Below are 26895 nucleotides of genomic sequence, written 5' to 3' on the forward strand. Positions count from 1 at the left end.
CCTCCTGACCATCACATGCGGGCAAAGCCCGCGCTTCTCCCAGCCTTGGAGCATAAAAAAAGGCGCGAGTTCAACTCGCGCCTTTTTCGGCTGACAGCTGGAAAAGCGATGGCCGTTATGGACGGTCGTCGACTTCCTTGTCAGTAACCACAGGAGCAATCAGATCTTCGCTGCTCAGGTTCAGCCAGATCAGCACCACGTTCGCGATGTAGATCGACGAGTAGGTACCCGCCAGAACACCGATGAACAGGGCGATGGAGAAGCCGAACAGGTTGTCGCCACCGAAGAACAGCAAAGCAGCGATCGCCAGCAAGGTGGAGATCGACGTCGCCATGGTCCGCAGCAGGGTTTGCGTGGTCGAGATGTTGATGTTCTCGATCAGGCTGGCCTTGCGCAGTACACGGAAGTTCTCACGAACCCGGTCGAATACCACGATGGTGTCGTTGAGCGAGTAACCAATGATCGCCAGTACCGCCGCCAGCACCGTCAGATCGAAGGTGATCTGGAAGAACGACAGGATACCGATGGTCACGATCACGTCGTGGATCAGCGAAACGATGGCACCGACCGCGAACTTCCACTGAAAGCGGAAAGCCAGGTAGATCAGAATGCCGCCCAGCGCCATCAGCATGCCGAGGCCGCCCTGGTCGCGCAGCTCTTCACCGACCTGCGGGCCGACGAACTCGACGCGCTTGACCATCGCCGGGTTGTCGCCGCCGACTTTCAGCAGCGCTTCGGCCACTTGATGGCCCAGCTGCGGGTCCTCACCCGGCATGCGCACCAGCAAATCGGTAGTCGCACCGAAGCTCTGCACGATTGCCTCGTGATAGCCCGAAGTAGCCAGCTGCTCACGCACCTTGGTGACATCGGCCGGACGCTCGTAGGTCAGCTCGATGAGCGTACCGCCGGTGAAGTCCAGGCCCCAGTTCATGCCCTTGGTGGCGACGCTGAACAAAGCCAGCACCGTAAGGAACAATGTGACGCCGAACGCAACGTTGCGAACGCCCATGAAGTTGATTGTACGTAACATGGCAGCCCCTTAAATCCACAACTTCTTGAAGTCACGACCGCCGAAGATCAGGTTGACCATCGCGCGGGTCACCATGATGGCCGTGAACATCGAGGTAAAGATCCCGAGGGACATGGTCACTGCGAAACCTTTGACCGGGCCTGTGCCCATCGCAAAGAGAATCCCGCCGACCAGCAATGTGGTCAGGTTGGCGTCGAGAATCGCAGTAAATGCCCGGCCGAAGCCTTCGTTGATTGCCCGTTGTACGGTCATGCCCGCCGCGATCTCTTCACGAATCCGCGAGAAGATCAGCACGTTGGCATCGACCGCCATACCCATGGTCAATACGATACCGGCGATACCCGGCAGGGTCAGCGTTGCCCCCAGCAGCGACATCAAGGCCAACAGCAACACCATGTTCACCGACAGTGCGACGGTGGCGATGATGCCGAAGAAGCGATAGATGGCGATGATGAACAGCGAGACAAACAGCATGCCCCACAGCGATGCATCGACACCTTTGATGATGTTGTCCGCACCCAGGCTCGGGCCAATGGTACGTTCTTCAGCGAAGTACATCGGGGCAGCCAGACCACCGGCACGCAGCAGCAGCGCCAGTTCGGACGACTCGCCCTGACCGTTCAGGCCAGTGATGCGGAATTGAGCACCCAGCGGCGACTGGATGGTCGCCAGGCTGATGATCTTCTTTTCTTCTTTAAACGTTTGAACCGCTACGTCTTTCTCGACACCGTTCACCATTTGTTTGGTGTACGTGGTGACCGGACGCTGCTCGATGAAGATCACCGCCATGCTGCGACCGACGTTGCTGCGGGTCGCACGACTCATCAGCTCGCCACCGTGGCCATCCAGACGGATGTTCACTTCTGGCGTGCCGTGCTCGCCGAAGCCAGCCTTGGCGTCAGTCACCTGGTCACCGGTGATGATCAGGCCACGCTCGATCTGTGCCGGCGGACGATTGCCTTCACGGAACTCGAAGCTTTCGGAAGTGGCTTTCGAAGCGCCCGGCTCAGCGGCCAGACGGAACTCAAGGTTGGCCGTCTTGCCGAGGATACGCTTGGCTTCTGCGGTGTCCTGTACGCCCGGCAGCTCAACCACGATGCGGTTGGCGCCCTGACGCTGAACGATCGGTTCGGCAACACCCAGTTCGTTGACGCGGTTACGTACCGTGGTCAAGTTCTGCTTGATGGAGTATTCGCGGATTTCCGCCAGCTTGGCCGGGGTCATCGCCAGACGCAGCACCGCCTGACCATTGAGGTCGGCCGGAACAATGTCGAAATCGTTGAAGTTCTTGCGGATCAGCGCACGGGCCTGTTCGCGGGAAGCTTCATCACTGAAACCCAGCTGAATGGCGCCGTTGAGTTGCGGCAGACTGCGATAGCGCAGTTTCTCTTTACGCAACAGGCTCTTTACATCGCCTTCGTACACTTTCAAGCGTGCGTCGAGGGCTTTGTCCATGTCCACTTCGAGCAGGAAGTGCACACCACCGGACAAGTCCAGACCCAGCTTCATCGGGTGCGCAGCGAGGTTGCGCAGCCATTGCGGGGTGGTTTGTGCCAGGTTCAGCGCGACGACGTAGTCATCACCCAACGCCTTGCGCACAACGTCTTTGGCCGGCAGCTGATCTTCAGCCTTGGTCAGACGAATCAGACCACCCTTGCCATTGGCCGCCAGCGTGGCTGCCTTGACGTTGATCCCGGATTCCTTGAGCGCAGCGCTCACACGATCCAGATCAGCCTGAGTGACTTGCAGCGAAGTGCTTGCGCCGCTGACCTGAATGGCCGGGTCATCAGGATATAAATTGGGAGCGGAATAAATCAGACCGACCGCCAGCACCGCCAGGATCAGAATGTATTTCCACAGAGGGTATTTGTTCAGCATCACGCCGCCCGCTTATGACGCGGGGCGCCTTGCGCGCCCCGTCGATTGAGTAGAAGTTGAAACTTAGATCGCTTTGAGCGTGCCTTTTGGCAGCGTGGCGGCGATGGCGCCTTTCTGGAATTTCATTTCGACGGTGTCGGAGACTTCCAGAACAACGAAGTCGTCGGACACTTTGGTGATCTTGCCGGCGATACCACCGGTGGTCACAACTTCGTCACCTTTTTGCAGGCTGCCCAGCAGGGTTTTCTGCTCTTTGGCGCGCTTGGCCTGTGGACGCCAGATCATCAGGTAGAAGATGACCAGGAAACCGACCAGGAAAATCCACTCGAAACCGCCACCCATTGGGCCGGCAGCAGCAGGTGCAGCAGCGTCAGCCATGGCATTAGAGATAAAAAAGCTCATTTAGCACTCCAGTTGCAAATGTTGAATCTTGGGGTCAGAAAACTCAGTCCAAAGGCGGAACAGGTAACCCGCGTTTGGCGTAGAAGGCATCGACAAAGGCGGCCAATGTACCCTGTTGAATAGCCTCGCGCAAACCAGCCATAAGCACTTGATAATGACGCAAGTTATGGATGGTATTGAGCATGCTCCCCAGCATTTCGCCGCACTTGTCCAGGTGATGCAGATAAGCGCGGGAGAAGTTCTGGCAGGTATAGCAATCGCAGGTCGGATCGAGCGGCGAATCATCATGGCGATGGAACGCGTTTCGGATCTTCAGCACGCCAGTATCAATGAACAGATGCCCATTGCGGGCATTACGGGTTGGCATCACGCAATCGAACATGTCCACACCGCGGCGCACACCCTCAACCAGATCTTCCGGTTTGCCAACGCCCATAAGGTAACGAGGTTTGTCAGCCGGCATCTGGCCCGGCAGGTAATCCAGCACCTTGATCATCTCGTGCTTGGGCTCGCCCACCGACAGACCACCGATGGCTAGGCCATCGAAGCCGATCTTGTCGAGGCCTTCCAGGGAGCGCATGCGCAGATCCTGGTGCATGCCGCCCTGAACGATGCCGAACAGCGCCGCCGTGTTGTCGCCATGGGCTTCTTTCGAACGCTTGGCCCAACGCAACGACAGCTCCATGGAGATACGAGCGACGTCTTCGTCGGCCGGGTAAGGCGTGCATTCGTCGAAAATCATCACGATGTCCGAGCCCAGGTCACGCTGGACCTGCATCGACTCTTCCGGCCCCATGAACACTTTGGCGCCATCGACCGGAGAAGCGAAGGTCACGCCCTCCTCCTTGATCTTGCGCATCGCGCCCAGGCTGAACACCTGAAAACCGCCGGAGTCAGTCAGAATCGGGCCTTTCCACTGCATGAAATCGTGCAGGTCGCCGTGCTTCTTGATCACTTCAGTGCCAGGACGCAGCCACAAGTGGAAGGTGTTGCCCAGAATGATTTCCGCGCCAGTCGCGGTGATATCCCGAGGCAACATGCCCTTGACGGTGCCATACGTGCCCACCGGCATGAAGGCCGGGGTCTCGACGGTACCGCGCGGGAAGGTCAAACGACCGCGACGAGCCTTGCCGTCAGTAGCAAGCAACTCAAACGACATACGACTTTGGCGACTCATTCTTTGTCCTCAGGGCCACGTGGTGCGGGGTTACGGGTGATAAACATCGCATCACCGTAGCTGAAAAAGCGGTATTCATGCTCCACGGCGGCTTTATAAGCGGCCATGGCTTCGGGATAACCGGCGAACGCCGAAACCAGCATCAACAGCGTGGATTCGGGCAAATGAAAGTTGGTGACCAGGGCATCGACCACATGAAACGGCCGGCCCGGGTAGATAAAAATGTCGGTGTCGCCACTGAACGGCTTGAGCACGCCATCGCGCGCGGCACTTTCGAGGGAACGCACGCTGGTGGTCCCCACGGCAATCACCCGACCACCACGAGCGCGGCAAGCGGCAACGGCATCGACCACGTCCTGGCCGACTTCCAGCCATTCGCTGTGCATGTGGTGGTCTTCGATCTTCTCGACCCGCACCGGCTGGAACGTACCCGCCCCCACGTGCAAGGTCACGAACGCCGTCTCGACGCCCTTGGCGGCAATCGCCTCCATCAGCGGCTGATCGAAATGCAGCCCCGCCGTCGGCGCCGCCACCGCGCCCAGGCGCTGGGCGTACACGGTCTGATAGCGCTCGCGGTCCGAGCTTTCATCCGGGCGGTCTATATAAGGAGGCAGCGGCATGTGCCCGACGCGGTCGAGCAGCGGCAACACCTCTTCGGCAAACCCCAGCTCGAACAACGCATCATGACGCGCCAGCATCTCGGCTTCGCCACCGCCATCGATCAGGATCTTCGAACCCGGCTTCGGCGACTTGCTGGAGCGCACATGGGCCAGCACGCGATGACTGTCGAGCACCCGCTCCACCAGAATCTCCAGCTTGCCGCCGGAAGCCTTCTGGCCAAACAGCCGCGCCGGAATCACCCGGGTATTGTTGAACACCATCAAATCGCCCGGGCGCAAATGCTCAAGCAAATCAGTGAATTGACGGTGCGCCAGGGCGCCGCTGACCCCATCAAGGGTCAACAGGCGACTGTTGCGACGCTCGGCCAAAGGGTGGCGAGCAATCAGCGAATCAGGGAGTTCGAAAGTAAAGTCAGCAACGCGCATGATGGGGTTCGTCTAGCAGGGGCCGGAAGTCTAGCCGAAATAGTGAAAATTCTCTATGTACCTGATTGACCGACGGTAATCTCATCTCTATACTTCGCCGCCATTGAGCCCTGATGGCGGAATTGGTAGACGCGGCGGATTCAAAATCCGTTTTCGAAAGGAGTGGGAGTTCGAGTCTCCCTCGGGGCACCAAAATTAAGAAAGGTCTTGCTTAGCAAGGCCTTTTTTTTCGTCTGCGATAAAGTGGCTGACACCCCGCCGACCTGTAGGAGCCGGCTTGCTGGCGATGCTTTTGATCTTCTCGTTCTCGGTTGGTACGACAATTCTCAAGGATTCACCCCATGGAACTGCTGCTGGAAACCGTCGCCCTGTTCTGCCTCAAGCTTGCTTATGAGACGGAGGATTCGAGTCCGATTCTTCGGGATGATCCGATCATGAGTGATTATGAGCGGGAGGTGTTTGGGTTGCTGGTGCGTAAGGGGGATGTCGAGACGATTCAGTTGAAAGTGGATGAGTGTGTGGGATTGGCACTGGAAGCCATCGGTGGTGTGGATAAGCCGCTGGGGCGGGAATTGAAGAGGTTGGCGGCTGAATTTGCCAGTATTCAGACGATGGAGAAGCTTGAAGCCCCGCTTATCGCGCTCAAGGATTATCTGAAAGACATTCAGTGAATAAATCGGCCCCACGCAATCGTGGATGCATAACAAGGTGCCCTTCCAATCCCGCCCTTGTTCGTTCTTACGCTCCGCGTGGCAATGCATCTCGCGCCGCTTTTCGCCGCGGATTGCCGCAACTCTAAAACGAGTAATACTTACCACATATCGCCCACAAAACTCGGAGTGCTATTAATGCGTTTGCACTTGTTTCGACGGATTACCACGCCAAATTGCGAAATGGCATCGACATCTAAGGATTTCCCGCAGAGTATTCACCCTCCTACTGTTTATCCTATACGGTTGTAATGGCAGACGATCCATCTCTGGAGAAAACGGGACAGCCCCCCCTTATGATTCATTAAAAAGTGGCCTGCCCCCTATTTCCAATACACCCCAAGATACCCCGCAGCGGAAGAAAATTGCTAATTACGCAACCATCTCCCATAAATCAAGAAAGCTTTTGATATGGTGAGTTTTCAAGTTTTAAAATACGACTAAGCACCAATTCAGTTGTTGGCTTTACGGGACAACCAGTACTACCCAAGCTTGAATATAAGCACGTAACTTCCGGGTAATTCATAGCTGCAACAATAGACGCTAACGCGTGCGGCTTTGGACCAAATGGAACAATAACTACAACAGCCGAATTTATATACGGGTAAAAAATCTCACGAATAGTATCGTAACACTGCTGCACACTTGTTAGTGGAGAAAAAACAGTTCCATTCGAGAAGTTATCTAAAAAAAACTTATTTATACTCAGAGTTTTGTCAGTGTAGTCATCTAACGCACCTGGTCGTGCGACAAGTGAAAAGGTTCTATCGGGTTCGATTTTATGATGCAGGCAGATTGGTCCACCCTCACTGAAACCCAAACTAAAAATCCCAATAGTTTCTCTATTATACGCAGATACCGCCTCACAGCCCGGCAAGACTATTGGCTCACTTAACTGACTTATAACATTGGATGATGAATGCTCACCAACCGAATATACAAAATCGCAAGCCACAGGCACACCGAAATCGAAACATTTTATAAAATTCAATATTTCGGAATACCACAATCGCGGCATTGAAGAGTAGTCAACAACAATTCTAACCGTTTTACCTTCACTTATTTCAATTTCAGAAAACGCACCAAGCAAACATTTAAATATTTGGTTAAGGTCGTTATATTCAAGAAAAATAGGGGAAAGAGAAAAATTCTGACGATAGAATTCTTTATTCAACAAAAAAACTTCATTAGTAGAACTTGACGAAAAACCTAACAACAAAACCTTGCCAAACTTTGAAGAGCGCATCCCTGGAAAAAAAACTGATCGCTCCTCATAGCCGCAAGCAAATATCGCCAAGTCGTATGAAGCTCCTTCAACCTCATTAAACGATATATCTGTTACATCCAAATAAGTACTCATAGCAAATCCATCTGCTGAAATGTTAAACCTCGATCCAATCCCCGATCGACACCAAAAGCCAAGATGGTGCTTAGTGCCACATCCTTCCCTCGGCGGGGTAGCAAATCAAAATGCGGGGACAATATATAAGACAGTCTAAATACACCGTTCATGACAGGCAACGTCTCGTAATCCGACCTCTCCACCATTGGCCTTACTAGCCCAAGACCTATGGCATCCGCAACGACTCCCCACAGAGCCTCATCATTCAGATTAAACCTAAAGGAAAGAGTCATATCAGTACCTAGCTTCTGATAATGAAGCAGATGTTTAAAGTACTTACCCACCAAGGAAATAATATCGTATATCTTCTCACCCTGATTAGGTTCAAATACCATCCGCCTGTACTCGTCAAAAGAATAAAGTCTTAATATCTTGTCTTGAGTAGCATTTGATATCGGTTTAAAACCCGAGGTTTCACTACTGGCATTGTAAAAGGCATTAAGCAGACTTATGAGGCGCCTAGGATTACCATCACTGCACCTTATAACCATTTCATAGCCAGAATAAGCCGTAATCCTGGAGTTCCCCTTATGAGTAGCACCGAAGTCCCTTAAAAGAAGTGCCCCCTTTAATTTCCTTCCTATCTCGTCGTCAAATTTTTTGGTCCCAAGCAAATCGTGAGCTCTTCGCTTGGTCCTATCATTCGCATATTTATCAATCAGTTTTATCATACCATCCTGGTCGACTTTCTCCTCATTTGACAGAAGATAAGAGCTGCTCAAAAGCGACTCTAAAGAAATACCGCTTCCACCCCAAACACTATCTTTTATTCGCTTTTCAAATATATCTTCACAAAACTTTTTAAGTGATTCAAATTCACTATTTTTCCCACCACGAGCAGCAACATCTATGTTATCCAAATAAATATACGTAAAATCATCCTTTCGATTCAACGGCACACTTGTATTGGTATCCAAAGAATAATGTTTATATGGCATGGTTGTGATCTTGAAAACCAAGCCATCTGCAAAGGTTCTAAGGTGCGAATTCAAGATTATATGATGCAGTTTACTTAAGTACTCCGCCTCGTCTAAGCAAACGGCCCAAGCTACATCAGCAGGAAAATCGATAAATCTCTTTGTAACATCTATAGCTCGCTTTAGCGGCTCAAACAACCCCAACTCAAAAGCAGCACCGACACTTTCAGGCGTTACATTGCTATCGACTCTAGCACGCTGTTCATTCAATAGCTTTTCGTATTCAATATCCGCAAGCGTCTCTCTTAACTCTCTTATACTGTAAATATTATCCTTACCAAACCAAGACTTACCCACTCTTTCAGCGATGTTACGCTCTGTAAGCGCTCTCTGCCCGGCATTCTCAGAATAACAATCAATGCAGCTGCGGAGAGTAGCCAAGTATGATGAGCAGCATGAAATATTCAATCTCCATTGAAAATGCCTCTCATGCTCGGCCTCGCTAAGCCAAACTTTATTCTTCAGGCCCCCTACCCATGAAAGCCTCATCGGAACATATATACCAACAAATTTCCGAGAGCGAATTATTTCTACCGCTTCCTTATTATTCAACTTCGAAAGATATTCATGTGACAGCATCTTAATTATCGCAGTCTTACCTGAACCTCTAGCCCCTAACACGATATGATTCTTGGCTGATATAAGACGACTAAATGCTTTCGTCCAAACAAACTGTTTTGGAAGATCTTCAACAGTACTATTTCTAGCATTATCATTTTCAAAAGGATTAGACGCTTTCAGAGAACCGGAAAATTCCATTTTCTTCACCTCTTGAGGATAACAAGCTGATCAAGATTTATATTATCAATTTCATGAAGGGTTGCATTTAGCTCCCCCTGAATTGCTTTTAGTGATGCGCGGAGTGACTCATTCGTGTAGTACTTGAGTTCCGGGTTTACGGAAACAAAACTTTTCCATTCAACAAACTTTTTTTCTTCAAGGATTGAACCAAGTCGTAACTGAAGCTCTGCTTGCAACTGAGGCAGAGGTAAAAAAGCACCAAAATAATGTTGCGAATCGACAGACCCCTTGGCTTGGCTTTGCATCCATCCAGGCCCAGAGTAGTGAGTCCAAGACTTGACGACACCTCGAGCATATTGCGTCTTAGAGCAACGATCATGAAATTCAATCAAGTGGAAATTATTACCTACAGCTTCAAAATACCTATTATCCAAACTAGCACTAAAGCTACCCGCGCACAAAATCCATAATGGATGACCAACTGTTTGAATCTGCATAGTAAATCGAGGAATGTGCTTATGACCATGTACGACAAAATCAAAACCATACTTCGACAAAATATCTAACAGACCTTCAGCATTTGTCATCGCGCTAAAATCTGCAAGTGGAAAAGTACTATCTAAATACTGTTTAGGGTGGTGGTGAAAGATAAAAATCTTTAACTTTTTCGTGGCAGATTTGTCACTCAAAATCTTATCAATCTGCATTAACTGCGCGGGCTTCACCTCTCCATGATGAGGTTTTTTGTCCGACTCATCGAATACAGCAGTATTCAACGAGCATACTAGGACATCCTCAAACTCCCACGACACCAGGTAAGGGGATTCGTCAAACCTACCATCTGCACTAGTCAGATTATCACTAAAAACAAGGCCGCCAGAGTGAAAATTCAGATACTTAGATCTAATTACATCACTTTCACTATGATGCAACGCTCTCAAAGCTGTAATCGTCTTCCAATCAACATCGTGATTTCCAGGACAGAAGAGTATTTTTTTCTCTTCCACACCCAGTGACACAGCAATCTGCTTTATCAACGAGGAGGCAAGCACAAACTCTTCTTTATCAGCACTATTGCTTATATCTCCGGGAACCACTAAATAATCTGCTTTAATATTCTCCTTAACCACGAACTCTTTAAACTGGTCAAGGTAATTGTCGATTACAGCTCCGGAGACATTATCAACAGAGAAGTCCTTGCTCTTGGCACCCCCACCAATATGCAAGTCACTTATTATTGCGACATTAATCTTTATCCCAGAACTTTCCATGTATAGTCTCGACAATCAATGGGAAAAATTACTGACTATTAACTCTTCAACAATTCTTCTATGCGCGCTGAATCCGGCTACGTGCCGCTTAACACTAATATTTTCCACATTCCATTTTTGCTTCAAGGCAGATCTAATTATTTCGCAATCGCTGTAAGAAAGAATGAAATAAGCTTTTTTTCTATCTATTTCTTCTAAAGTTGTAATCAGTCGATCTATATCGTCAAAATGAAAAGAATTCGGTCCATATTCCCCCCTCATTCGCCCCTCAGGCTTTGAGTAAGGAGGATCTAAATAGACAAGATCGCCTCGATTAACCCCTGGCAATATCCCACCGAAATCTCCATTCAAAAGAACAGCATTCTTTAAAGCTAAGGAATATTTTTCGATAACATCTCTTGTTGGCATCTTGCCTGTCTTTGTGCCCATCGGAACATTAAATAGACCCGCTTTATTAGTACGATAAACACCGTTAAAACAAAGGCGATTCAGGTAAATAAATCTGGCCGCGCGGGCTTCTAAAGACAAATTATCGATGCGAAGACTTCGAACTTCGTAGTACCGTTCTTTATTAACTTCAAATGCTTCCAGATGATCATATACCAAACCAGGCACTTCTTTAATCTGCCTATATGCAAGCATCAGCTCTTCGTTCATATCAGAAAGAACTGCATTCTTAGGCAAGACATCAAAAAAAAGACAGGCGGAACCACAAAATGGCTCGTGATACCGATTAAATTCTTTAGGAAACCGATCCTTAATGCTAGAAAGCAGTTTCTTTTTGCTGCCTGCCCATCGAAAAAGCGGATCCAAAGTTAAACCCTAATAAGACATTTTTTCATTTCGACAGGCTCAATTAACCTCGTCGTACTCGTTGGGAGCGAATCTCTCTCGTCACCCATTGCGCGGAGCCGGGTAAAACAGTGGGACAGAGCTCCATTCAACGTAGCGTACCCGCAAACTCAGCAGATAGACAGATTCGTTGAAAGAGTTGTGAAAACGGAGGACAGGCTACCTTTTCATCATAGAAATAAATGAGATCTGGGACGATTTCGGATCTCAGCCAACGGGATGTAGGGCTATTCCGAGATATGCGTAGGGATACTTTCTGCGTCGCATAATGCTGGCGATTTCCAACCCTAGTGGTTGATCTAGGGGCTCTCAAAGGTTGCAGGAACGGGGTCTGCACGATACCCTCCCACCGTCGCTGCCAATTCAGCGACCGGGTGTGGAAACCCGTGTAATTCAAGGCGCAACAGCGCCCCATCACGTCTGCCGGCGCTTTTTTTATGCCTGCGGCGTGAGTTATGGCGGCTGTGCGTGGGACGTCTTCGGGCGTGCCGGTTTCCTTGATTCCCGGTTTTCCACCCTGCGCACAGCTGTCACCCATTCGTGTGGAAACGAATGCGGCAGCTTCACATATCAAGGAGTCTGATAATGCGCAGCATCAATCCGTACAAAATTTGGCTTTCCCCTCAACGTGACTCCCAGTTGCGTAATGCCCCACTGTCCACCCTCTCCCATCGCCTCTCCGTCATTGGAGGCGGCAAATGACTGATCAACCAGAACTCCAAACCATTGGCCTGACACCCGCCATCTACTGCGCGGATCAACCACTCTTCCATGTCACTCGCGGCGTCCCGCTCGGCGATGCCCTATCCATGGCTTCTGACTTTCTGTTTCTCGCCAAGAAGCTGACCGAAGATGCTGCTTACGCCACAGACACCGACCGCCACGCCTGGGCCGCGCATTATCTGACGGCGATGAGTAAGGCGGTGGTGGATGATGCGGTGAAGGTGCTGAATCGGGATCGGGACAATGAGCTGGCGTCTAAGCGGGCGGGGGCGGAGTCTGAAGGGTAGTGGCTGGGAATGGCGGGATGGTTCTGATGTCGGTCGGCGAGGTGTGAAGTCTGGGGGAGCGGACTGCTTGGGATGATGGTAGGGCATTCAGGATTGATGTTGGATGGTCTGGCGCTTTCGCGAGCAAGCTTTGCTCCTACAGGGTTTGCGGTGAATTGACTGGCATTGTTAGCCCCGAGTTCTTTCGGGGCTTTCGACCTGCTGGTGATGCCCTGCCCGTTGACCGCGATGATGCGTTTGTTGGCAAACACCAAGCCGTCGCGCATGGATTTGCAGGAGGCGGTGATTTGCTCCCCTTCCAGTAGCAACCAAGTATGACTTCACGCCGTCGGCTTACCCGGCTCGTCCTGCCCCGCCGCCCGCACTGCAATCTCAATCGCCCGAACACTGATCGCCGCAAATATCGCGGTCATCAGCACCCCGTTGAACCCCAACAAAATCGCCAGAATCCGCGAGACGCCAAGTTTCGGCACGAGTTCTCCATAGCCAATGGTCAAACCGGTCACGAAGCCGAAATAGATGCCGTCAAAAGGATCCCACCCCTCCAGGTAGCTGATGATGAGGCCGAACAGCACGATAAGAAAAAACAGTACGGAAAAGATCGGCCAGACAACACGCAAGTAGAACCCGATTGCTTTGAAGAATTCTCGACGGACGTGCGATGCATGAGTGGGCTTCATGTCATGGGCTTCCTGAGGTTTGCCTGAGCGGCAGGCGTATTAACACTCCATCAGCTTGGCACAAGCGCTGGAAACTGGTGCATCAGCAGCGGGTCGGGGGTGGTTCAAGCACGATTCGCGATAGCGTTGCACATAGTCCCCGACCATTCAGGGACGACGCCTCCGGCCGCACTCTTCTAGACTCAATAGAAGGTCGTAGAAAGAACCGAACACGTCGCTTTGGTGCTGTTGAATCAAAAGCAGCGTGGCAAGCTGCCTTAATGCCCTTTAAGAGGTGCGGCAAAGACCGCAACGGGCACAACAAGATGCCCGCCAAGGGTGCCCTGGCCAACGGCCTGAAATTGCCACGATTCCGTGACGTGGTGTGAGTGCCGCAGCCGACACTTTCGGACGACCGACAACCTTCTGGTTTGTCCGTGACCGTGAGGATTGCTGAATGCCTGATGAGACGTTGCACGTGCCTTTGGTCAACAGCCTGCTGGAGCGCCACAAGGGCTCTGCGGGCGCACTGTTGCCCATTCTTCATGATATTCAGGAACGCATCGGTTACATCCCCGATGCGGCCGTCCCCGAGATTGCCCACGCGCTCAACCAGAGTCAGGCCGAGATTCGTGGGGTGATCAGCTTTTACCATGACTTCCGTACTGCGCCTCCGGCCCGACACATTCTGCGGTTGTGCCGCGCAGAGTCGTGCAAGAGTCGCGGTGCCGAGCAGCTTGCGGCGCAGTTGCGTGAACGTCTGCAATTGGACGATCACGGCAGCAGCGCCGATGGCAGCATCAGTTTGCGTCCGGTGTATTGCCTCGGGGCTTGTGCTTGCTCGCCCGCTCTGGAGCTGGATGGGCGGGTGCATGCGCGGCTGAGTGCTGAGCGTCTGGATGCTTTGCTCGACGCTTGCCGGGAGGACGCATGATGCCGTTGCTCTATTTGCCCAGTGATTCGCTGGCCCGTGCGGTGGGTGCCAATGAGGTGGCGGTGGCCCTGATCACTCAGGCCCGGGAACGCAATCTGCCACTGGAGTTGCAGCGCACCAGTTCGCGCGGCCTGTATTGGCTGGAACCGCTGTTGGAAGTGGAGAGCCCGCAAGGCCGGATCGGCTTCGGTCCGCTGACCACCGCCGATGTGCCGTCCGTGCTCGAAGCCTTGCAAGGTGAACCGTCCGCGCATCCACTGGCCTTGGGGCTGGTGGAAGAATTGCCTTATCTGAAGACTCAACAACGGCTGCTGTTTGCCCGCGCCGGTATTACACGACCGCTGTCGCTGGATGATTATCGGGCCCATGGCGGTTTCGAGGGTTTAACGAGGGCCGTGGCCGTTGGCGGTGAGCAAACCGCGACGGAGGTGTTCGATTCAGGCCTGCGTGGCCGTGGCGGCGCGGCCTTCCCCGCCGGGATCAAATGGCGCACGGTGCGCGCTACCGAAGCAGCGCAGAAGTACATTGTGTGCAACGCCGACGAAGGCGACTCCGGTACTTTCGCCGACCGCATGCTGATGGAGGGCGACCCTTTCCTGTTGATCGAAGGCATGGCCATTGCCGGCATTACCGTCGGCGCCACTTACGGCTACATCTATGTACGCTCGGAATATCCAGACGCCGTGGCGACACTGCGCCAGGCGCTGAACCTGGCTCGAGCCGCCGGTTACCTCGGCGCCAATGTCGGCGGCAGCGGCCAGGCTTTCGATATGGAAGTGCGGGTCGGTGCCGGCGCTTACATCTGCGGTGAAGAAACCGCGCTGTTGGACTCGCTCGAAGGCAAGCGCGGGATCGTGCGCGCCAAACCGCCGATCCCGGCGCTGAAGGGGCTGTTCGGCCTGCCGACGCTGGTGCACAACGTGCTGACCCTGGCCTCGGTGCCGCTGATTCTCGCCAAGGGCGCGCAGTTTTATCGCGATTACGGCATGGGCCGCTCCCTGGGCACCATGCCTTTCCAATTGGCGGGCAATATTCGTCACGGCGGCTTGGTGGAACGGGCGTTTGGCCTGACCTTGCGGGAACTGGTGGAAGACTACGGCGGCGGCACCGCCAGTGGCCGGCCGCTGAAGGCCGCGCAGGTGGGCGGCCCGCTCGGCACGTGGGTGCCGCCGTCGCAATTCGACACGCCGCTGGATTACGAAGCCTTCGCCGCCATGGGCGCGATGCTCGGTCACGGTGGTGTGGTGGTGGCGGATGACACGGTGGACATGGCTCAAATGGCGCGTTTCGCCATGCAGTTTTGCGCCGAGGAATCCTGCGGCAAATGCACGCCCTGCCGTATCGGCTCGACCCGGGGCGTTGAGGTGATTGACCGCCTGTTGGCCGCGCCGGACCAGAGCGGTCGCAATGAGCAGGTCATCATCCTCAAGGACCTGTGCGACACGATGCAATACGGTTCGCTGTGTGCCTTGGGCGGCATGGCCCCCTTTCCCGTGGCCAGCGCCCTCAAGTACTTCCCCGCCGACTTCGGTCTGCAATCTTCGGAGGCCGACCAATGATCACCCTCTTCGACCCGAAAACCGATATCGATCTTGGAACGCCGGCCCGCGACAGCGACGTGCAAGTCACGCTGAACATCGACGGCCGCAGCATCAGTGTGCCCGAAGGCACCTCGGTGATGCGCGCCGCCGCGCTGTTGGGCACCACCATTCCAAAACTGTGTGCCACCGACAGCCTGGAAGCCTTCGGCTCCTGCCGCATGTGCCTGGTGGAGATCGATGGCATGCGCGGTTATCCGGCGTCTTGCACCACGCCGGTCACCGAAGGCATGACCGTACACACCCAGACGCCGAAACTCGCGACCCTGCGCCGCAACGTCATGGAGTTGTACATCTCCGATCACCCGCTGGACTGCCTGACCTGCTCGGCCAACGGCAATTGCGAGCTGCAAACCGTCGCCGGCCAAGTCGGGCTGCGGGAAGTGCGTTACGGCTATGAAGGCGAAAACCATCTGGCTGACGTCAAGGACACCTCCAACCCGTATTTCGACTACGACCCGAGCAAGTGCATCGTCTGCAACCGCTGCGTGCGCGCCTGCGAAGAAACTCAGGGCACCTTTGCACTGACCATTACCGGGCGCGGTTTTGAATCCCGGGTAGCCGCTGCTGGTGGCGATAATTTCCTCGACTCGGAATGCGTGTCCTGCGGCGCCTGTGTGCAGGCCTGCCCGACCGCGACCTTGATGGAAAAAAGCGTGGTCGAACTGGGTCAGCCTGAGCGCAGCGTGATCACTACCTGCGCCTATTGCGGCGTGGGCTGTTCGTTCCGTGCCGAGATGAAAGGCGACCAGCTGGTGCGCATGGTTCCGGACAAGAACGGCCAGGCCAACCACGGCCACTCTTGCGTCAAGGGGCGCTTTGCCTGGGGCTACGCCACTCACCCGGATCGCATCACCAAGCCGATGATCCGCCAGCACATCAACGACCCGTGGCAGGAAGTCAGCTGGGATGAAGCGGTGACCTACGCCGCCAGCGAATTCCGCCGGTTGCAGCAAAAGTACGGTCGCGACTCGATTGGCGGCATCACCTCCAGCCGTTGCACCAACGAAGAAACCTATCTGGTGCAAAAACTGGTGCGCGCCGCGTTCGGCAACAACAACGTCGACACCTGTGCGCGGGTCTGCCACTCGCCGACCGGCTATGGCCTGAAACAAACCCTTGGCGAGTCCGCCGGTACGCAGAGTTTCGATTCGGTGATGCAGGCCGACGTGATCCTGGTGATGGGCGCCAACCCCAGCGACGCCCACCCGGTGTTCGCCTCTCAGCTCAAACGCCGCTTGCGTGAAGGCGCGCGGCTGATCGTCATCGACCCGCGCCGCATTGATCTGGTGGACTCGGTGCATGCCCGCGCCGAACTGCACCTGGCCCTGCGCCCGGGCACCAACGTCGCCATGCTCAATGCGTTGGCCCACGTCATCGTCACCGAAGGTCTGCTCGATCAGGCCTTTATCGACGAACGTTGCGAGGGCAGCGATTTTGCGCGCTGGAGTGAGTTCGTCAGCCGTGTGGAAAACGCGCCGGAAGTGCTTGGCGACATTTGCGGGGTAGACGCTGCCGATATCCGTGCCGCCGCCCGTCTGTACGCGGGTGCCGGCAATGCGGCGATCTACTACGGCCTGGGCATCACCGAACACAGCCAGGGCAGCACCGCGGTCATGGGTATCGCCAACCTCGCCATGGCTACCGGCAACATCGGCCGCGAAGGCGTCGGCGTGAATCCGCTGCGCGGACAGAACAACGTCCAGGGCTCCTGCGACATGGGCTCCTTCCCCCACGAGCTGCCCGGTTACCGGCACATCTCCAACGAAGTGGTACGGGCGCAATTCGAACAAGCGTGGAACGTGACCTTGCAACCCGATCCGGGCCTGCGCATTCCCAACATGTTCGAATCTGCGCTGGCCGGCAGTTTCAAAGGCCTGTATTGCCAGGGCGAAGACATCGCCCAGAGCGACCCGAATACCCAGCACGTCACCGCGGCCCTGTCGGCCATGGAATGCGTGGTGGTGCAGGACATTTTCCTCAACGAAACCGCCCGGTTCGCCCACGTGTTCCTGCCGGGCAGTTCGTTCCTGGAAAAGGACGGCACTTTCACCAACGCCGAGCGGCGTATCTCGCGGGTGCGCAAGGTCATGGAGCCGCTGGGCGGCAAGGCAGACTGGGAAGGCACGGTGGCACTGGCCAACGCGTTGGGCTACCCGATGAACTACACGCATCCGTCGCAAATCATGGATGAAATCGCCAGCCTGACGCCGACCTTCACCAACGTCAGCTACGCCGCACTGGACAGCCACGGCAGCCTGCAATGGCCGTGCAACGCCGCGGCACCGGACGGCACGCCGACCATGCACATCGATCAATTCGTGCGCGGCAAGGGGCGCTTCATGCTCACCGGTTACGTGCCCACCGAGGAGAAGGTCAACAATCGCTATCCGCTGCTGCTGACCACCGGGCGCATCCTCAGTCAGTACAACGTGGGCGCTCAGACGCGGCGTACCGAAAACGTCGCCTGGCACGACGAAGACCGTCTGGAAATCCACCCGACCGACGCCGAGAGCCGCGGCATCAATGAAGGTGACTGGGTTGGCATCGGCAGCCGCGCCGGCCAAACCGTACTGCGTGCGCGGGTTACCGAACGGGTCGCCCCGGGCGTGGTGTACACCACGTTCCACTTCCCGGAATCGGGGGCCAACGTCATTACCACCGACAACTCGGACTGGGCCACCAACTGTCCGGAGTACAAGGTCACCGCCGTCGAAGTCAGCCGCGTCTACCACCCTTCCGAATGGCAAAAACGCTATCAGGCCTTCAGCGACGAACAGGACCGTCTGCTCAAGGAACGCCGGCATGCCCGTGGCGCTAAAGCGGAGGTGCGCCGATGAGTACGGAGAACCTGATCAAGATGGTCAACCAGATCGCCCTGTACTTCGCCACCGAACCGGACGAGCAAGCGGCCGTGCTCGGTGTGCGTAATCATCTGCAGATGTACTGGACGCCGGGCATGCGCAAGGAATTGCTGGCCTGGCAGACGGAACATCAAGGGGCAGATTTGCACCCGTTGGCGCAGGCTGCGGTCAGTGGCGCGGGGTGGGAGGCTTAGGCTCCCACGATCTTGAGACTAGCTAAAAACCTGTGGGAGCGAGCCTGCTCGCGATGAGGCCAGTACATTCAGCATCAATGTTGACTGAACTGACGCTATCGCGAGCAGGCTCGCTCCCACAGGGGTTGTGTGTTCAGAGCAAATGCTTGGAAATCAGCTTCGAAATTTCCACCATCGATGTCTTCCCGGTGAACTCGAACTTCACCTTCCCCAACGACGAAAAATAAATCTCCAATTCGGAGTCCAGGTCAAACGTGCCGGACGTTTCCACCGAATACGCCACGATGTTTTTGTACGGCAACGAGGTGAAGTCTTTCTTGCTGCCGGTAAGGCCCTGGACGTTGACGGCGATGATCCGCTTGTTGGTAAACACCACGCCATCGCGCATGGATTTGTAGGAGTCGATGACCTGCTCCCCATCCAGTAGCAGCGCAGTGACGCGTTCGGCGTATTCGTCGTTCTGCTTGAGTTTGAAGAAGCCTTTGTTGTTGAAATCAATCATCTGTCATTCCCTGTTTTCAAATGAACCTCTAAACCGGATGCACCGGCAACACCACCAACGCTTCCAGCCCGCCCTTCGACCGATTACGCAGTTTCAGTTCCCCGCCGTGCTCCAACACTATCGCCCGCGCCGCCGATAATCCCAAGCCCACGCCGCCGGTGCTTTTGTTTCGCGATCCTTCCATGCGAAAGAACGGCGCGAACACTTGTTCAAGGCTGGCCTCCGGAATCCCCGGCCCACGGTCCAGTACTTTGATCCGCACTTCCCCGGCATCAGGGATCAGCTCAATCGTCGGCTCACTCCCGTACTTGATCGCGTTATCCAGCAGATTGGTCATCACCCGCTTAAGCCCCAGCGGTCGCCCGAAATACACCAGCCGCAACGGCCCGCTGAAGGCCATCTCAACACCTTGATCGCGATAATCATCCAGCAAGGTTTGCAGCAGTTCAGCCAGATCAAACTGGGTCGCCGGTTCCAGCCGCGCATCATCCCGGAAGAATTCCAGCGCCGAATTAATCATTGCCTGCATTTCATCCACGTCACGAAACAGCCGTTGCTGTTGCTCGCTGTCTTCAATGAATTCCCCGCGCAAGCGCATCCTCGTCAGGGGCGCGCGCAGGTCGTGGGAGATCGCGGCGAGCATTTGCGTGCGGTCGCGGATGAAGTGTTGCAACTGCGCCTGCATGGCATTGAAGGCGAGGATCGCCTGGCGGATTTCCTGGGGGCCGAGGGGTTCGATGGGTGGGGCGCGGAAGTCCACGCCGAAACGCCGTGCGCCTTCGGTGAAGTGTTGCAAAGGTGTGGCGAGGCGGCGAGTGGCAATCAGTGTGACGAGGGTGGTGGAGATCAGCACCAGCAGGATGACGATCAGGTAGCGTGGCGTATCGTCGAGGCCCCAATTGCGCGAGTGTGCGGCGAAACTCAACCAAGAGTGGTCCGGCAGTTCGATCAGCAGCGCGTAATGCGCGTCCGCCGAGTTTTCCGTCCAGTCAGACGGCTCATAGACCTGGATTCGACCGGCGAATTTAAGCAGCGGCTGCAGGACGGTCGAGCCGATTTCGGAGTCCAGATCCTCCACCGGTGGCAGATCGAGTTCACGCCGATCAAGGTGCCAGCTAACGGTGAAGCCATCATCGCTGACGGCTTGCGCCATTTGACTGCGCAGCGGCGCCGGGGCGGCCTGGATGATGCGGGTGATGGCGGCCATTTTATCGAGCAGCCCGGTTTCGGTCAGCGGCGGACGTGCCCACACGCCGGCCAATTGTATAAACAGTCCATTGAGCGCCAGAGAAATGAGCATCGCCAGAATGATGGTCAGGGCGATCCAACGCGCCACCGTGTCCCGGCGAATCCGCTTCAGCCAGATCATCGCCGCGTCACGCTGGGGGTGAACAGGTAACCGCCATTGCGCACCGTGCGAATCATCGCCGGGCGCTTGGTGTCGGACTCGAGTTTGCGGCGCAGGCGGCTGATTTGCACATCAATGCTGCGATCAAACGCGTCATGGCAATGCCCGCGCGCCAGGTCCAGCAACTGCTCGCGGGTGAGGATGCGCTGGGGGTGTTCGACGAAGACCAGCAGCAAGTCGAACTCACCGGCCGAGAGCGGGATCATCACGTTGTCCGGCGAACGCAGTTCACGGCGGGTGACGTCGAGGTGCCAGTCGGCGAAGTCGATCAGTGGCCGCGGGCGCTCCTGCACGACCGGGCGGCGCTCGTCCACGCGCCGCAACACGGCGCGTACCCGGGCCAGCAGTTCGCGAGCGTCGAAGGGTTTGGTCAGGTAATCATCGGCGCCGAGTTCGAGGCCGACGACCCGGTCGCTGAGTTCGCCCATGGCGGTCAGCATGATCACCGGCATGGCGTAGCGAATCCGCAGTTGCTGGCACAGGATCAATCCACTGTCACCTGGCAACATCACGTCAAGAATGATCAGGTCCGGCGGCTGTCGCTCGATGGCCGCCCACAGCGACGCGCCGTCGGTGGCGACCTCGACGCTGTAACCGTGTTGTACGAAGAATTTTTTCAGCAGATCGAGGACTTCAACGTCGTCGTCCACAATTAAAAGGCTGTTCACCGAAGGTCACTTAAGGGCCGAATGGAACCGCCATCTAAAACCATTCACGGCAGCGCGTCATATATTTCAATCCTGCAATAAAACATCAGCGCCGCAATAAACCGGACATCTTTGCGCAAGGCTTGGGGCTCAGCATCTCGGCGAATTCCTCCCGAGACTTGCGTCCATGTTGCCTTTCAAATGTGCTCCCTGGCTGGCCCGCAACACTTCGATTGCCGTGCTGGCCGCAGGGCTGGCGGGTTGCAGCAGCCAACCGCCCGCGTCCGCCACGGTGGCCTGCGCCGAAATCAGCTATTCGGTGTACGACCCGGTGGAGCCGTTCAACCGCGGCGTCTTCGCCTTCAATCGGGTGGCCGATGACTATGCCTTGGCGCCGGTCGCTCGTGGCTATCGTTACTTGCCGGACTTTTTCCAGACGGGTGTGCATAACTTCGTGGCGAACTTTGGCGAACCCAAGGTCTTTATCAATGACCTGCTGCAAGGCAACCCGATGCGCTCGGTCAACACGTTGGGGCGTTTCGCGCTCAATACCACGGTGGGTGTGGTGGGCTTGATCGATGTGTCCGGCATGGCCGGCATCCCGCGTCACGACGCGGACTTTGGACAGACGTTTGGCGTGTGGGGCATCGGCGGCGGTCCGATCGTCGAGCTGCCATTGTTCGGCACCTCGAACAGCCGCGATGCGGCCGGGCGAGTGCTGAGTTTTGTGGTCGACCCGTTCGGCAGCAACAGCGACACCGTGGATACGCTGTCCACCATCAATACGGTCGGCGGCATCGTCGATGGTCGAGCAGAAGCGTTACCGCTGACCGACAGCCTGCAAAAACTGCCGGATTACTACAGCGCGTTGCGCAACGTGGTGGCCGAGCATCGTGCCGCTTATGTGGCGGATGGCAAACAAGGCTTAGCGCAAACCACCAAACCTCAATGCGAAGGAGCACCGGCCGATGGTTTCTGAAAGCAATCATTTAACGCTGCAACAACGAGTGACCCGGCAGGACTCGGTCAATCTGCACTGCCGGGAAATCACCCTGCGCCTGTCACCGGACTGCCGCCAACTGGTGCTCAGCCGCTACACCGAACACTACGGCCCGGCAGTGGTGCGCTGGATCGAGCGCAGTCATACGGTGTCGCTGAGCGAGCTGTTTCGCTGGCTGGTGGCCAATGGGGAAACGAGTGTCATGAGAGGGGACAGCCTTTCGCTGCCTTGATGAACCCCTTAAGCCTTCGGGTGTGAGTGATGCCGAAACGATCACCGCTTGTTACAGATTCAGCAGCAAGCCAGTGGCCATCAGATAATCCTGGGCGCTGGCTGCGCTATCATCGCGCGCTCTGTGCACCAAGAGTCTTGAACCTGCATGCCCATGTCTTCGCCATTCCCCGACAGCCATCGCTCTCTGCCTCCGGTCCTCGCCGGCCCGCTGTTGCGGCGTCTGGAGCCCACGCGCCTGGTGTTCTGGCTGGTGGGAAGCCGGGCCTTGTCACTGACCTTGCGCCTGCAAGACGTCGGCGACATTCGCCTCGACGCCGGGCAATGCACGGTCATCCCGATTGGCAAGCATGCCTTCGTTCATCTGATCGATGTGCCGCTGACGACCGCCCTGCCCTGCGACACCCTGATCGACTATGACCTGCTGATAGATGACGCGGCGGCCGGTATTGCCGACTGGGCGCCTCATCTGCTGTATGGCGAAGCCCGTTGCCCGAATTTCGTGTTGCGCTCGCGCATTGATCAGTTAATGCACGGTTCCTGCCGTAAACCTCACCACCCGGCAGCCGACGGCTTGCTGTGCGTCGATCGTTTTCTGGCGACAGAACATGTCGCGACAGAGCGCCCGGCCCTGCTGATGATGAGCGGAGATCAGGTCTACGCCGACGACGTCGCCGGCCCGACGTTGCGAGCGATCCATGCCCTGATCGAGCAACTGGGATTATTCGAAGAACACCTCGAAGGCGCGGTGGTCAGCGACAGCGCCAAGCTCTACGAGCACCCTGCCAGTTACTACCATCGCGCGGATTTGTTACCGGCGCTTGAGAGCAACAAAACCCTGCGCGAACGATTTTTCGGCGGGGCGCGTAAGCCGATTTTCACCAGCAGCAGTGCCGACAACCATCTGGTGACGTTCGCCGAAGTCATGGCCATGTACCTGCTGGTCTGGTCGCCGACACCCTGGACGCTGATCGCGCCACAACCCCCGGCGCTGACGCCCGAAAGACAAAAGCGTTATGCCCTTGAGCAAACCCGTATCGATGACTTCAAGGCAGGGCTGGGCGGTGTCGCGCGTGCGATGGCGCATCTGCCGTGCTTGATGATTTTCGACGACCATGACATCACCGATGACTGGAATCTGTCCGCGCAATGGGAGGAAACGGCCTACGGCCATCCGTTCTCCAAGCGCATCATCGGCAACGCGCTGCTCGCCTACATGCTGTGCCAGGGCTGGGGTAACAACCCGGATGCGTTCGGCGGTGTGCTGGAAAAAGCCCGCTTATTGAGTGCCACCGGGCATGACCACTATCTCGACAGCGATGCTCAGGACGCTCTGATCGATGAGCTGCTGGTTTTTCAACACTGGCATTACGTGCTGCCGACCAGCCCGGCGCTGGTGGTCATCGACACCCGCACCCGACGCTGGCGCAGCGAGATGAATATCAAACAACCCTCGGGTCTGCTGGACTGGGAAGCGCTCAGCGAACTGCAACAGGAACTGCTCGATCACCCGTCGGCGATCATCGTTTCGCCGGCGCCGATCTTCGGCGTCAAACTGATCGAAACCGTGCAACGCGTCTTCAGCTGGTGCGGTTATCCCCTGCTGGTCGACGCGGAAAACTGGATGGCCCATCGCGGCGCGGCGCAGGTGATCCTGAACATTTTCCGACACTCGCGCACACCGGGTAACTACGTGGTGCTGTCGGGCGATGTGCATTATTCCTTCGTCTACGAAGTCCTGATCCGACACCGCAAGGCCGGTCCGAGGATCTGGCAGATCACCAGCAGCGGCATCAAGAACGAATTCCCGCCCGCACTGCTCGAATGGTTCGACCGCCTCAACCGCTGGCTCTACTCACCGCGTTCGCCCCTGAACTGGCTGACCAAACGCCGCCGCATGCGCATCATCCCGCACACCCCCGAACATGCTGAAGCGGGCGAACGGTTGTGGAATTCGGCGGGGATCGGCCAAGTGTTCTTCAATGAGAAAGGACAACCGCAGGAAATCTATCAGCACAACTCAAACGGTGCGCCGAAGACGCGGATGATTGCGCCTGACAACGACGACTGAAAATGTGAGCCACCATGGACCTCACCCGAACCCTGATCATCGGCAACTCTGGCGCTGGCAAAAGTTGGCTGGCTAAACGACTGGCTGAGCAACTGCATGCGCCACGGACCGATCTTGACCGGGTTCATTGGGTGTCGGATGAATGCAGCATCGCCCGCCCTCGCCCCGAAGCACTCGCCATGGCGCGCGTCGCGGCGGATGAACCGCGCTGGGTGATCGAAGGGGTGTACGGCTGGATCGTCAACGAACTTATCCACCGCGCCACTGCGCTTGTCTGGCTGTGTGTTGACGACGAAAGCTGCGTCGCCAATATTCGCCAGCGAGAAAACCGGCAGGACAACGACGAGTTGCTGATCGCGTTGCTGGAATGGGCCGGCAGTTACCGTGTTCGCGAAGACTCCAGTGGGTTTTCCGCACACCGGCAATTGTTCGAAGGATTCAACGGTTCAAAAATCAGGCTCATGGATCGGAGTGAAATCGCGGCCTTCGCGAACACCCCTCCCGACTCATCTCACGGTTTTTAAAAAGGATAGGTATGTTTGCACGGAGCAAGTTGGTGCCCGAACTGATGGTCACCGACATCAAGAAAAGCCTGCATTTCTGGACCTCATTAATCGGTTTCAAGATCGCCTACGAGCGTCCGGAAGCGGGTTTCGCCTACCTCGATAAAAACGGCGTGCAGATCATGCTGGAGCAATACGCGCCGGACGAAGGCCAGTGGATGACGGGGGCATTGGAAGCGCCGTTTGGCCGGGGCATCAACTTTCAGATCACTGTTGATCTTGTCGAACCGATACTCAAACGATTGGCGGATGTTGAATGGCCGCTGTTTCGTCCCTGCGCCGACGTCTGGTATCGCGCCGATGCGGTGGAAGTCGGGCAGCGGGAATTTCTGGTGCAGGACCCGGATGGGTATCTGGTTCGGTTCGTGGAGAGTTTGGGGGAGCGGGTGTGTTTGTCAGGTTGTTGAGGTCGCAACAACCATTACCCCGAGCAAGATCGTTCCTACGCTCTGCGTGGGAATGCAGCCCGGGACGCTCCGCGTCCAAAAAGCGGACGCAGAGCGTCGATTGAGGCATTCCCACGCCGAGCGTGGGAACGATCCTTTCACTAGGCGGTGATTAGAGCCCGACAAACCCCTCTGACAATCATCTCCACTTCCCGCTCATCAAGCGTCAACGGTGGCAGCAGGCGAATGGTCTTGCCCCGTGTCACGTTGATCAGCAAGCCGTGGTCCCGTGCGGCGATCAGGGTCAGGTCGCGGATCGGTTGCTTGAGCTCGATGCCGATCATCAGGCCTTGGCCACGAATCGCCAGGACGTTCGGGTCGTCGGCCAGTTCGGCGCGCATTCTGGCCAGCAGGCGTTCGCCCTGGAGTCGGGCGTTTTCCAGCAGGCCTTGTTCTTCGACGATGTCCAGCACCGTGCAGCCGACGCGGCACGCCAGCGGATTGCCGCCGAAGGTGCTGCCATGGCTGCCGGGGGTGAACAGCTCGGCGGCTTTGCCCCGGGCCAGGCAGGCGCCGATGGGGATGCCGTTGCCGAGGCCCTTGGCCAGGGTCATGACGTCCGGAACGATGCCTTCGTGCTGGAAGGCGAACCACTGGCCGGTACGACCGATGCCGGTCTGGATTTCGTCGAGCATCATCAGCCAGCCGCGCCGGTTGCACCGTTCGCGCACGGCTTTCAGGTAACCGGGAGGCGCTAACTGCACGCCGCTTTCGCCCTGAATCGGTTCCATCAGAATCGCCACAATGCGCGGGCCGTGGGCTTGCTGCACCTTTTCCAGCGCGTTGAGGTCGCCGAAGGGCACTTTGACGAAATCGCCGGGCAATTCATTGAATCCCAAGCGCACGGCCGGGCCGTCGCTGGCGGATAACGTGCCCAGCGTCCGGCCATGAAAGGCGTTCTCCATGACCACCACCAGCGGCTGCTCGACGCCTTTGTGCCAGCCGTAAAGCCGTGCGAGTTTCAGCGCGGTTTCATTGGCTTCGGCACCGGAGTTGTTGAAAAACGCCCGTTCCATGCCGGACAGCTTCGTCAGCTTCTGCGCCAACCGCTGCTGCCAGTCGATGCTGTAGAGATTGGAGGTGTGCAACAGCAGCCCGGCCTGTTCGCTGATCGCCGACACGATTTTGGGATGAGAGTGGCCGACATTGGTCACCGCCACACCGGCCACCGCGTCCAGATATTCACGACCCGCCTGATCCCACAGTCGAGTGCCCAGGCCTTTGCTGAAACTCAGGGCCAGGGGTTGGTAAGTGGTCATCAGGCAGGCGGCGGTCATGACAT

General features: G+C 56.2%; 26 protein-coding genes and 1 tRNA gene. 12 read left to right on the forward strand and 15 right to left on the reverse strand.

Annotated features, from left to right (window positions below; all coding sequences use genetic code 11):
- Positions 1-115: 115 nt before the first annotated feature.
- The 5 genes from secF to queA all read right to left on the reverse strand — a co-directional run bounded on the left by secF (position 116) and on the right by queA (position 5533).
- Positions 116-1030, reverse strand: a complete 915-nt coding sequence (gene secF / locus DJ564_RS26805) for a protein translocase subunit SecF (protein WP_109634618.1) — start codon at positions 1028-1030, stop codon at positions 116-118.
- A gap of 9 nt (positions 1031-1039) precedes the next feature.
- Positions 1040-2908, reverse strand: a complete 1869-nt coding sequence (gene secD, locus DJ564_RS26810) for a protein translocase subunit SecD (protein WP_109634619.1) — start codon at positions 2906-2908, stop codon at positions 1040-1042.
- Positions 2909-2971: 63 nt separating this feature from the next.
- Positions 2972-3310 carry a preprotein translocase subunit YajC gene (gene yajC / locus DJ564_RS26815; RefSeq protein WP_109634621.1) on the reverse strand — a complete coding sequence of 113 codons (339 nt, stop codon included), beginning with the start codon at positions 3308-3310 and terminating at the stop codon, positions 2972-2974.
- Between the two features lie 43 nt (positions 3311-3353).
- Entirely contained in the window at positions 3354-4469 is a 1116-nt protein-coding gene (tgt, locus tag DJ564_RS26820; RefSeq protein WP_162130724.1) for a tRNA guanosine(34) transglycosylase Tgt, read from the reverse strand.
- A gap of 14 nt (positions 4470-4483) precedes the next feature.
- A complete protein-coding gene (gene queA, locus DJ564_RS26825) occupies positions 4484-5533 on the reverse strand; it encodes a tRNA preQ1(34) S-adenosylmethionine ribosyltransferase-isomerase QueA (protein ID WP_109634623.1) in 1050 nt (349 codons plus the stop codon).
- Positions 5534-5640: 107 nt separating this feature from the next.
- Between queA and DJ564_RS26830 the strand changes: the two genes are divergently transcribed.
- Both DJ564_RS26830 and DJ564_RS26835 read left to right on the forward strand, forming a co-directional pair.
- Positions 5641-5725 (forward strand) — tRNA-Leu (locus DJ564_RS26830).
- A gap of 149 nt (positions 5726-5874) precedes the next feature.
- Positions 5875-6204 carry a hypothetical protein gene (locus DJ564_RS26835; RefSeq protein ID WP_109634625.1) on the forward strand — a complete coding sequence of 110 codons (330 nt, stop codon included), beginning with the start codon at positions 5875-5877 and terminating at the stop codon, positions 6202-6204.
- 433 nt (positions 6205-6637) lie between these two features.
- Here the strand turns inward: DJ564_RS26835 and DJ564_RS32105 are convergent, their stop codons facing one another.
- The 4 genes from DJ564_RS32105 to DJ564_RS26850 are packed head-to-tail and all read right to left on the reverse strand — an operon-like array spanning position 6638 to position 11447.
- Positions 6638-7603, reverse strand: a complete 966-nt coding sequence (locus tag DJ564_RS32105; RefSeq protein WP_162556245.1) for a hypothetical protein — start codon at positions 7601-7603, stop codon at positions 6638-6640.
- Complete coding sequence (locus tag DJ564_RS26840) at positions 7600-9381, reverse strand: hypothetical protein (protein WP_109634627.1); 1782 nt, start codon at positions 9379-9381, stop codon at positions 7600-7602. The genes DJ564_RS32105 and DJ564_RS26840 overlap by 4 nt, the downstream gene beginning before the upstream one ends.
- A gap of 5 nt (positions 9382-9386) precedes the next feature.
- A complete protein-coding gene (locus tag DJ564_RS26845) occupies positions 9387-10634 on the reverse strand; it encodes a metallophosphoesterase (protein ID WP_109634629.1) in 1248 nt (415 codons plus the stop codon).
- 15 nt (positions 10635-10649) lie between these two features.
- Positions 10650-11447, reverse strand: a complete 798-nt coding sequence (locus DJ564_RS26850; RefSeq protein WP_109634630.1) for a Dam family site-specific DNA-(adenine-N6)-methyltransferase — start codon at positions 11445-11447, stop codon at positions 10650-10652.
- A gap of 737 nt (positions 11448-12184) precedes the next feature.
- Between DJ564_RS26850 and DJ564_RS26855 the strand changes: the two genes are divergently transcribed.
- Entirely contained in the window at positions 12185-12496 is a 312-nt protein-coding gene (locus tag DJ564_RS26855) for a DUF3077 domain-containing protein (protein ID WP_109634632.1), read from the forward strand.
- Here the strand turns inward: DJ564_RS26855 and DJ564_RS32225 are convergent.
- Positions 12385-12762 carry a hypothetical protein gene (locus DJ564_RS32225; protein WP_371921997.1) on the reverse strand — a complete coding sequence of 126 codons (378 nt, stop codon included), beginning with the start codon at positions 12760-12762 and terminating at the stop codon, positions 12385-12387. The two genes, DJ564_RS26855 and DJ564_RS32225, sit on opposite strands and share 112 nt — an antisense overlap.
- Before the next feature lie 54 nt (positions 12763-12816).
- Positions 12817-13176 (reverse strand): potassium channel family protein, encoded by a 360-nt coding sequence (locus DJ564_RS26865; protein ID WP_109634633.1) that lies wholly within the window; start codon positions 13174-13176, stop codon positions 12817-12819.
- Positions 13177-13612: 436 nt separating this feature from the next.
- Here DJ564_RS26865 and DJ564_RS26870 point away from each other — a divergent pair, with 436 nt between their 5' ends.
- Genes DJ564_RS26870 through DJ564_RS26885 form a run of 4 tightly spaced genes read left to right on the forward strand, consistent with a single transcriptional unit; the run spans position 13613 to position 18745 of the window.
- Positions 13613-14089, forward strand: a complete 477-nt coding sequence (locus DJ564_RS26870) for a formate dehydrogenase subunit gamma (protein WP_109634635.1) — start codon at positions 13613-13615, stop codon at positions 14087-14089.
- Positions 14086-15648 (forward strand): NADH-quinone oxidoreductase subunit NuoF, encoded by a 1563-nt coding sequence (locus tag DJ564_RS26875; RefSeq protein WP_178082326.1) that lies wholly within the window; start codon positions 14086-14088, stop codon positions 15646-15648. The genes DJ564_RS26870 and DJ564_RS26875 overlap by 4 nt, the downstream gene beginning before the upstream one ends.
- Entirely contained in the window at positions 15645-18527 is a 2883-nt protein-coding gene (gene fdhF / locus DJ564_RS26880) for a formate dehydrogenase subunit alpha (RefSeq protein WP_109634637.1), read from the forward strand. Before DJ564_RS26875 ends, fdhF begins: the two co-directional genes overlap by 4 nt.
- Positions 18524-18745, forward strand: coding sequence for a formate dehydrogenase subunit delta (locus tag DJ564_RS26885; protein ID WP_109634638.1), 222 nt, complete (start codon positions 18524-18526; stop codon positions 18743-18745). The genes fdhF and DJ564_RS26885 overlap by 4 nt, the downstream gene beginning before the upstream one ends.
- A gap of 133 nt (positions 18746-18878) precedes the next feature.
- On the opposite strand, the gene DJ564_RS26890 is transcribed toward DJ564_RS26885, so the two are convergent.
- Genes DJ564_RS26890 through DJ564_RS26900 form a run of 3 tightly spaced genes read right to left on the reverse strand, consistent with a single transcriptional unit; the run spans position 18879 to position 21323 of the window.
- Complete coding sequence (locus DJ564_RS26890) at positions 18879-19247, reverse strand: PH domain-containing protein (RefSeq protein WP_083375797.1); 369 nt, start codon at positions 19245-19247, stop codon at positions 18879-18881.
- 28 nt (positions 19248-19275) lie between these two features.
- Positions 19276-20616 (reverse strand): ATP-binding protein, encoded by a 1341-nt coding sequence (locus DJ564_RS26895; protein WP_109634640.1) that lies wholly within the window; start codon positions 20614-20616, stop codon positions 19276-19278.
- Positions 20613-21323: a response regulator gene (locus DJ564_RS26900; RefSeq protein WP_109634641.1), complete on the reverse strand. Its 711-nt coding sequence runs from the start codon at positions 21321-21323 to the stop codon at positions 20613-20615. Before DJ564_RS26900 ends, DJ564_RS26895 begins: the two co-directional genes overlap by 4 nt.
- A 166-nt stretch (positions 21324-21489) precedes the next feature.
- Here DJ564_RS26900 and DJ564_RS26905 point away from each other — a divergent pair, with 166 nt between their 5' ends.
- From DJ564_RS26905 to DJ564_RS26925, 5 genes are all read left to right on the forward strand, one after another.
- A complete protein-coding gene (locus tag DJ564_RS26905) occupies positions 21490-22281 on the forward strand; it encodes a VacJ family lipoprotein (RefSeq protein ID WP_109634643.1) in 792 nt (263 codons plus the stop codon).
- Entirely contained in the window at positions 22271-22534 is a 264-nt protein-coding gene (locus tag DJ564_RS26910) for a hypothetical protein (protein WP_109634645.1), read from the forward strand. Before DJ564_RS26905 ends, DJ564_RS26910 begins: the two co-directional genes overlap by 11 nt.
- Positions 22535-22681: 147 nt before the next feature.
- A complete protein-coding gene (locus tag DJ564_RS26915; protein ID WP_109634646.1) occupies positions 22682-24604 on the forward strand; it encodes an alkaline phosphatase D family protein in 1923 nt (640 codons plus the stop codon).
- Between the two features lie 14 nt (positions 24605-24618).
- Positions 24619-25128, forward strand: a complete 510-nt coding sequence (locus tag DJ564_RS26920) for an adenylate kinase (RefSeq protein WP_109634648.1) — start codon at positions 24619-24621, stop codon at positions 25126-25128.
- 11 nt (positions 25129-25139) lie between these two features.
- Positions 25140-25574 carry a VOC family protein gene (locus DJ564_RS26925; protein WP_109634649.1) on the forward strand — a complete coding sequence of 145 codons (435 nt, stop codon included), beginning with the start codon at positions 25140-25142 and terminating at the stop codon, positions 25572-25574.
- 140 nt (positions 25575-25714) lie between these two features.
- On the opposite strand, the gene DJ564_RS26930 is transcribed toward DJ564_RS26925, so the two are convergent.
- Complete coding sequence (locus DJ564_RS26930; RefSeq protein ID WP_109634651.1) at positions 25715-26890, reverse strand: aspartate aminotransferase family protein; 1176 nt, start codon at positions 26888-26890, stop codon at positions 25715-25717.
- Between the last annotated feature and the right edge of the window lie 5 nt (positions 26891-26895).

This window comes from Pseudomonas sp. 31-12, assembly GCF_003151075.1.
Taxonomy (GTDB): domain Bacteria; phylum Pseudomonadota; class Gammaproteobacteria; order Pseudomonadales; family Pseudomonadaceae; genus Aquipseudomonas.

What these genes read in the sequence shown, in the direction of transcription:
- DJ564_RS26845 (WP_109634629.1), bottom strand. Translation starts at nt 10,634, where the DNA reads ATGGAAAGTTCTGGGATAAAGATTAATGTCGCAATAATAAGTGACTTG.
- DJ564_RS26905 (WP_109634643.1), top strand. Translation starts at nt 21,490, where the DNA reads ATGTTGCCTTTCAAATGTGCTCCCTGGCTGGCCCGCAACACTTCGATT.
- DJ564_RS26910 (WP_109634645.1), top strand. Translation starts at nt 22,271, where the DNA reads ATGGTTTCTGAAAGCAATCATTTAACGCTGCAACAACGAGTGACCCGG.
- yajC (WP_109634621.1), bottom strand. Translation starts at nt 3,310, where the DNA reads ATGAGCTTTTTTATCTCTAATGCCATGGCTGACGCTGCTGCACCTGCT.
- DJ564_RS26835 (WP_109634625.1), top strand. Translation starts at nt 5,875, where the DNA reads ATGGAACTGCTGCTGGAAACCGTCGCCCTGTTCTGCCTCAAGCTTGCT.
- DJ564_RS26855 (WP_109634632.1), top strand. Translation starts at nt 12,185, where the DNA reads ATGACTGATCAACCAGAACTCCAAACCATTGGCCTGACACCCGCCATC.
- secD (WP_109634619.1), bottom strand. Translation starts at nt 2,908, where the DNA reads ATGCTGAACAAATACCCTCTGTGGAAATACATTCTGATCCTGGCGGTG.
- DJ564_RS26920 (WP_109634648.1), top strand. Translation starts at nt 24,619, where the DNA reads ATGGACCTCACCCGAACCCTGATCATCGGCAACTCTGGCGCTGGCAAA.
- DJ564_RS26865 (WP_109634633.1), bottom strand. Translation starts at nt 13,176, where the DNA reads ATGAAGCCCACTCATGCATCGCACGTCCGTCGAGAATTCTTCAAAGCA.
- DJ564_RS26890 (WP_083375797.1), bottom strand. Translation starts at nt 19,247, where the DNA reads ATGATTGATTTCAACAACAAAGGCTTCTTCAAACTCAAGCAGAACGAC.
- DJ564_RS26885 (WP_109634638.1), top strand. Translation starts at nt 18,524, where the DNA reads ATGAGTACGGAGAACCTGATCAAGATGGTCAACCAGATCGCCCTGTAC.
- DJ564_RS26915 (WP_109634646.1), top strand. Translation starts at nt 22,682, where the DNA reads ATGCCCATGTCTTCGCCATTCCCCGACAGCCATCGCTCTCTGCCTCCG.
- DJ564_RS26895 (WP_109634640.1), bottom strand. Translation starts at nt 20,616, where the DNA reads ATGATCTGGCTGAAGCGGATTCGCCGGGACACGGTGGCGCGTTGGATC.
- secF (WP_109634618.1), bottom strand. Translation starts at nt 1,030, where the DNA reads ATGTTACGTACAATCAACTTCATGGGCGTTCGCAACGTTGCGTTCGGC.
- tgt (WP_162130724.1), bottom strand. Translation starts at nt 4,469, where the DNA reads ATGTCGTTTGAGTTGCTTGCTACTGACGGCAAGGCTCGTCGCGGTCGT.
- queA (WP_109634623.1), bottom strand. Translation starts at nt 5,533, where the DNA reads ATGCGCGTTGCTGACTTTACTTTCGAACTCCCTGATTCGCTGATTGCT.
- DJ564_RS26875 (WP_178082326.1), top strand. Translation starts at nt 14,086, where the DNA reads ATGATGCCGTTGCTCTATTTGCCCAGTGATTCGCTGGCCCGTGCGGTG.
- DJ564_RS26870 (WP_109634635.1), top strand. Translation starts at nt 13,613, where the DNA reads ATGCCTGATGAGACGTTGCACGTGCCTTTGGTCAACAGCCTGCTGGAG.
- DJ564_RS32225 (WP_371921997.1), bottom strand. Translation starts at nt 12,762, where the DNA reads ATGCGCGACGGCTTGGTGTTTGCCAACAAACGCATCATCGCGGTCAAC.
- DJ564_RS32105 (WP_162556245.1), bottom strand. Translation starts at nt 7,603, where the DNA reads ATGAGTACTTATTTGGATGTAACAGATATATCGTTTAATGAGGTTGAA.
- DJ564_RS26925 (WP_109634649.1), top strand. Translation starts at nt 25,140, where the DNA reads ATGTTTGCACGGAGCAAGTTGGTGCCCGAACTGATGGTCACCGACATC.
- DJ564_RS26930 (WP_109634651.1), bottom strand. Translation starts at nt 26,890, where the DNA reads ATGACCGCCGCCTGCCTGATGACCACTTACCAACCCCTGGCCCTGAGT.
- DJ564_RS26840 (WP_109634627.1), bottom strand. Translation starts at nt 9,381, where the DNA reads ATGGAATTTTCCGGTTCTCTGAAAGCGTCTAATCCTTTTGAAAATGAT.
- fdhF (WP_109634637.1), top strand. Translation starts at nt 15,645, where the DNA reads ATGATCACCCTCTTCGACCCGAAAACCGATATCGATCTTGGAACGCCG.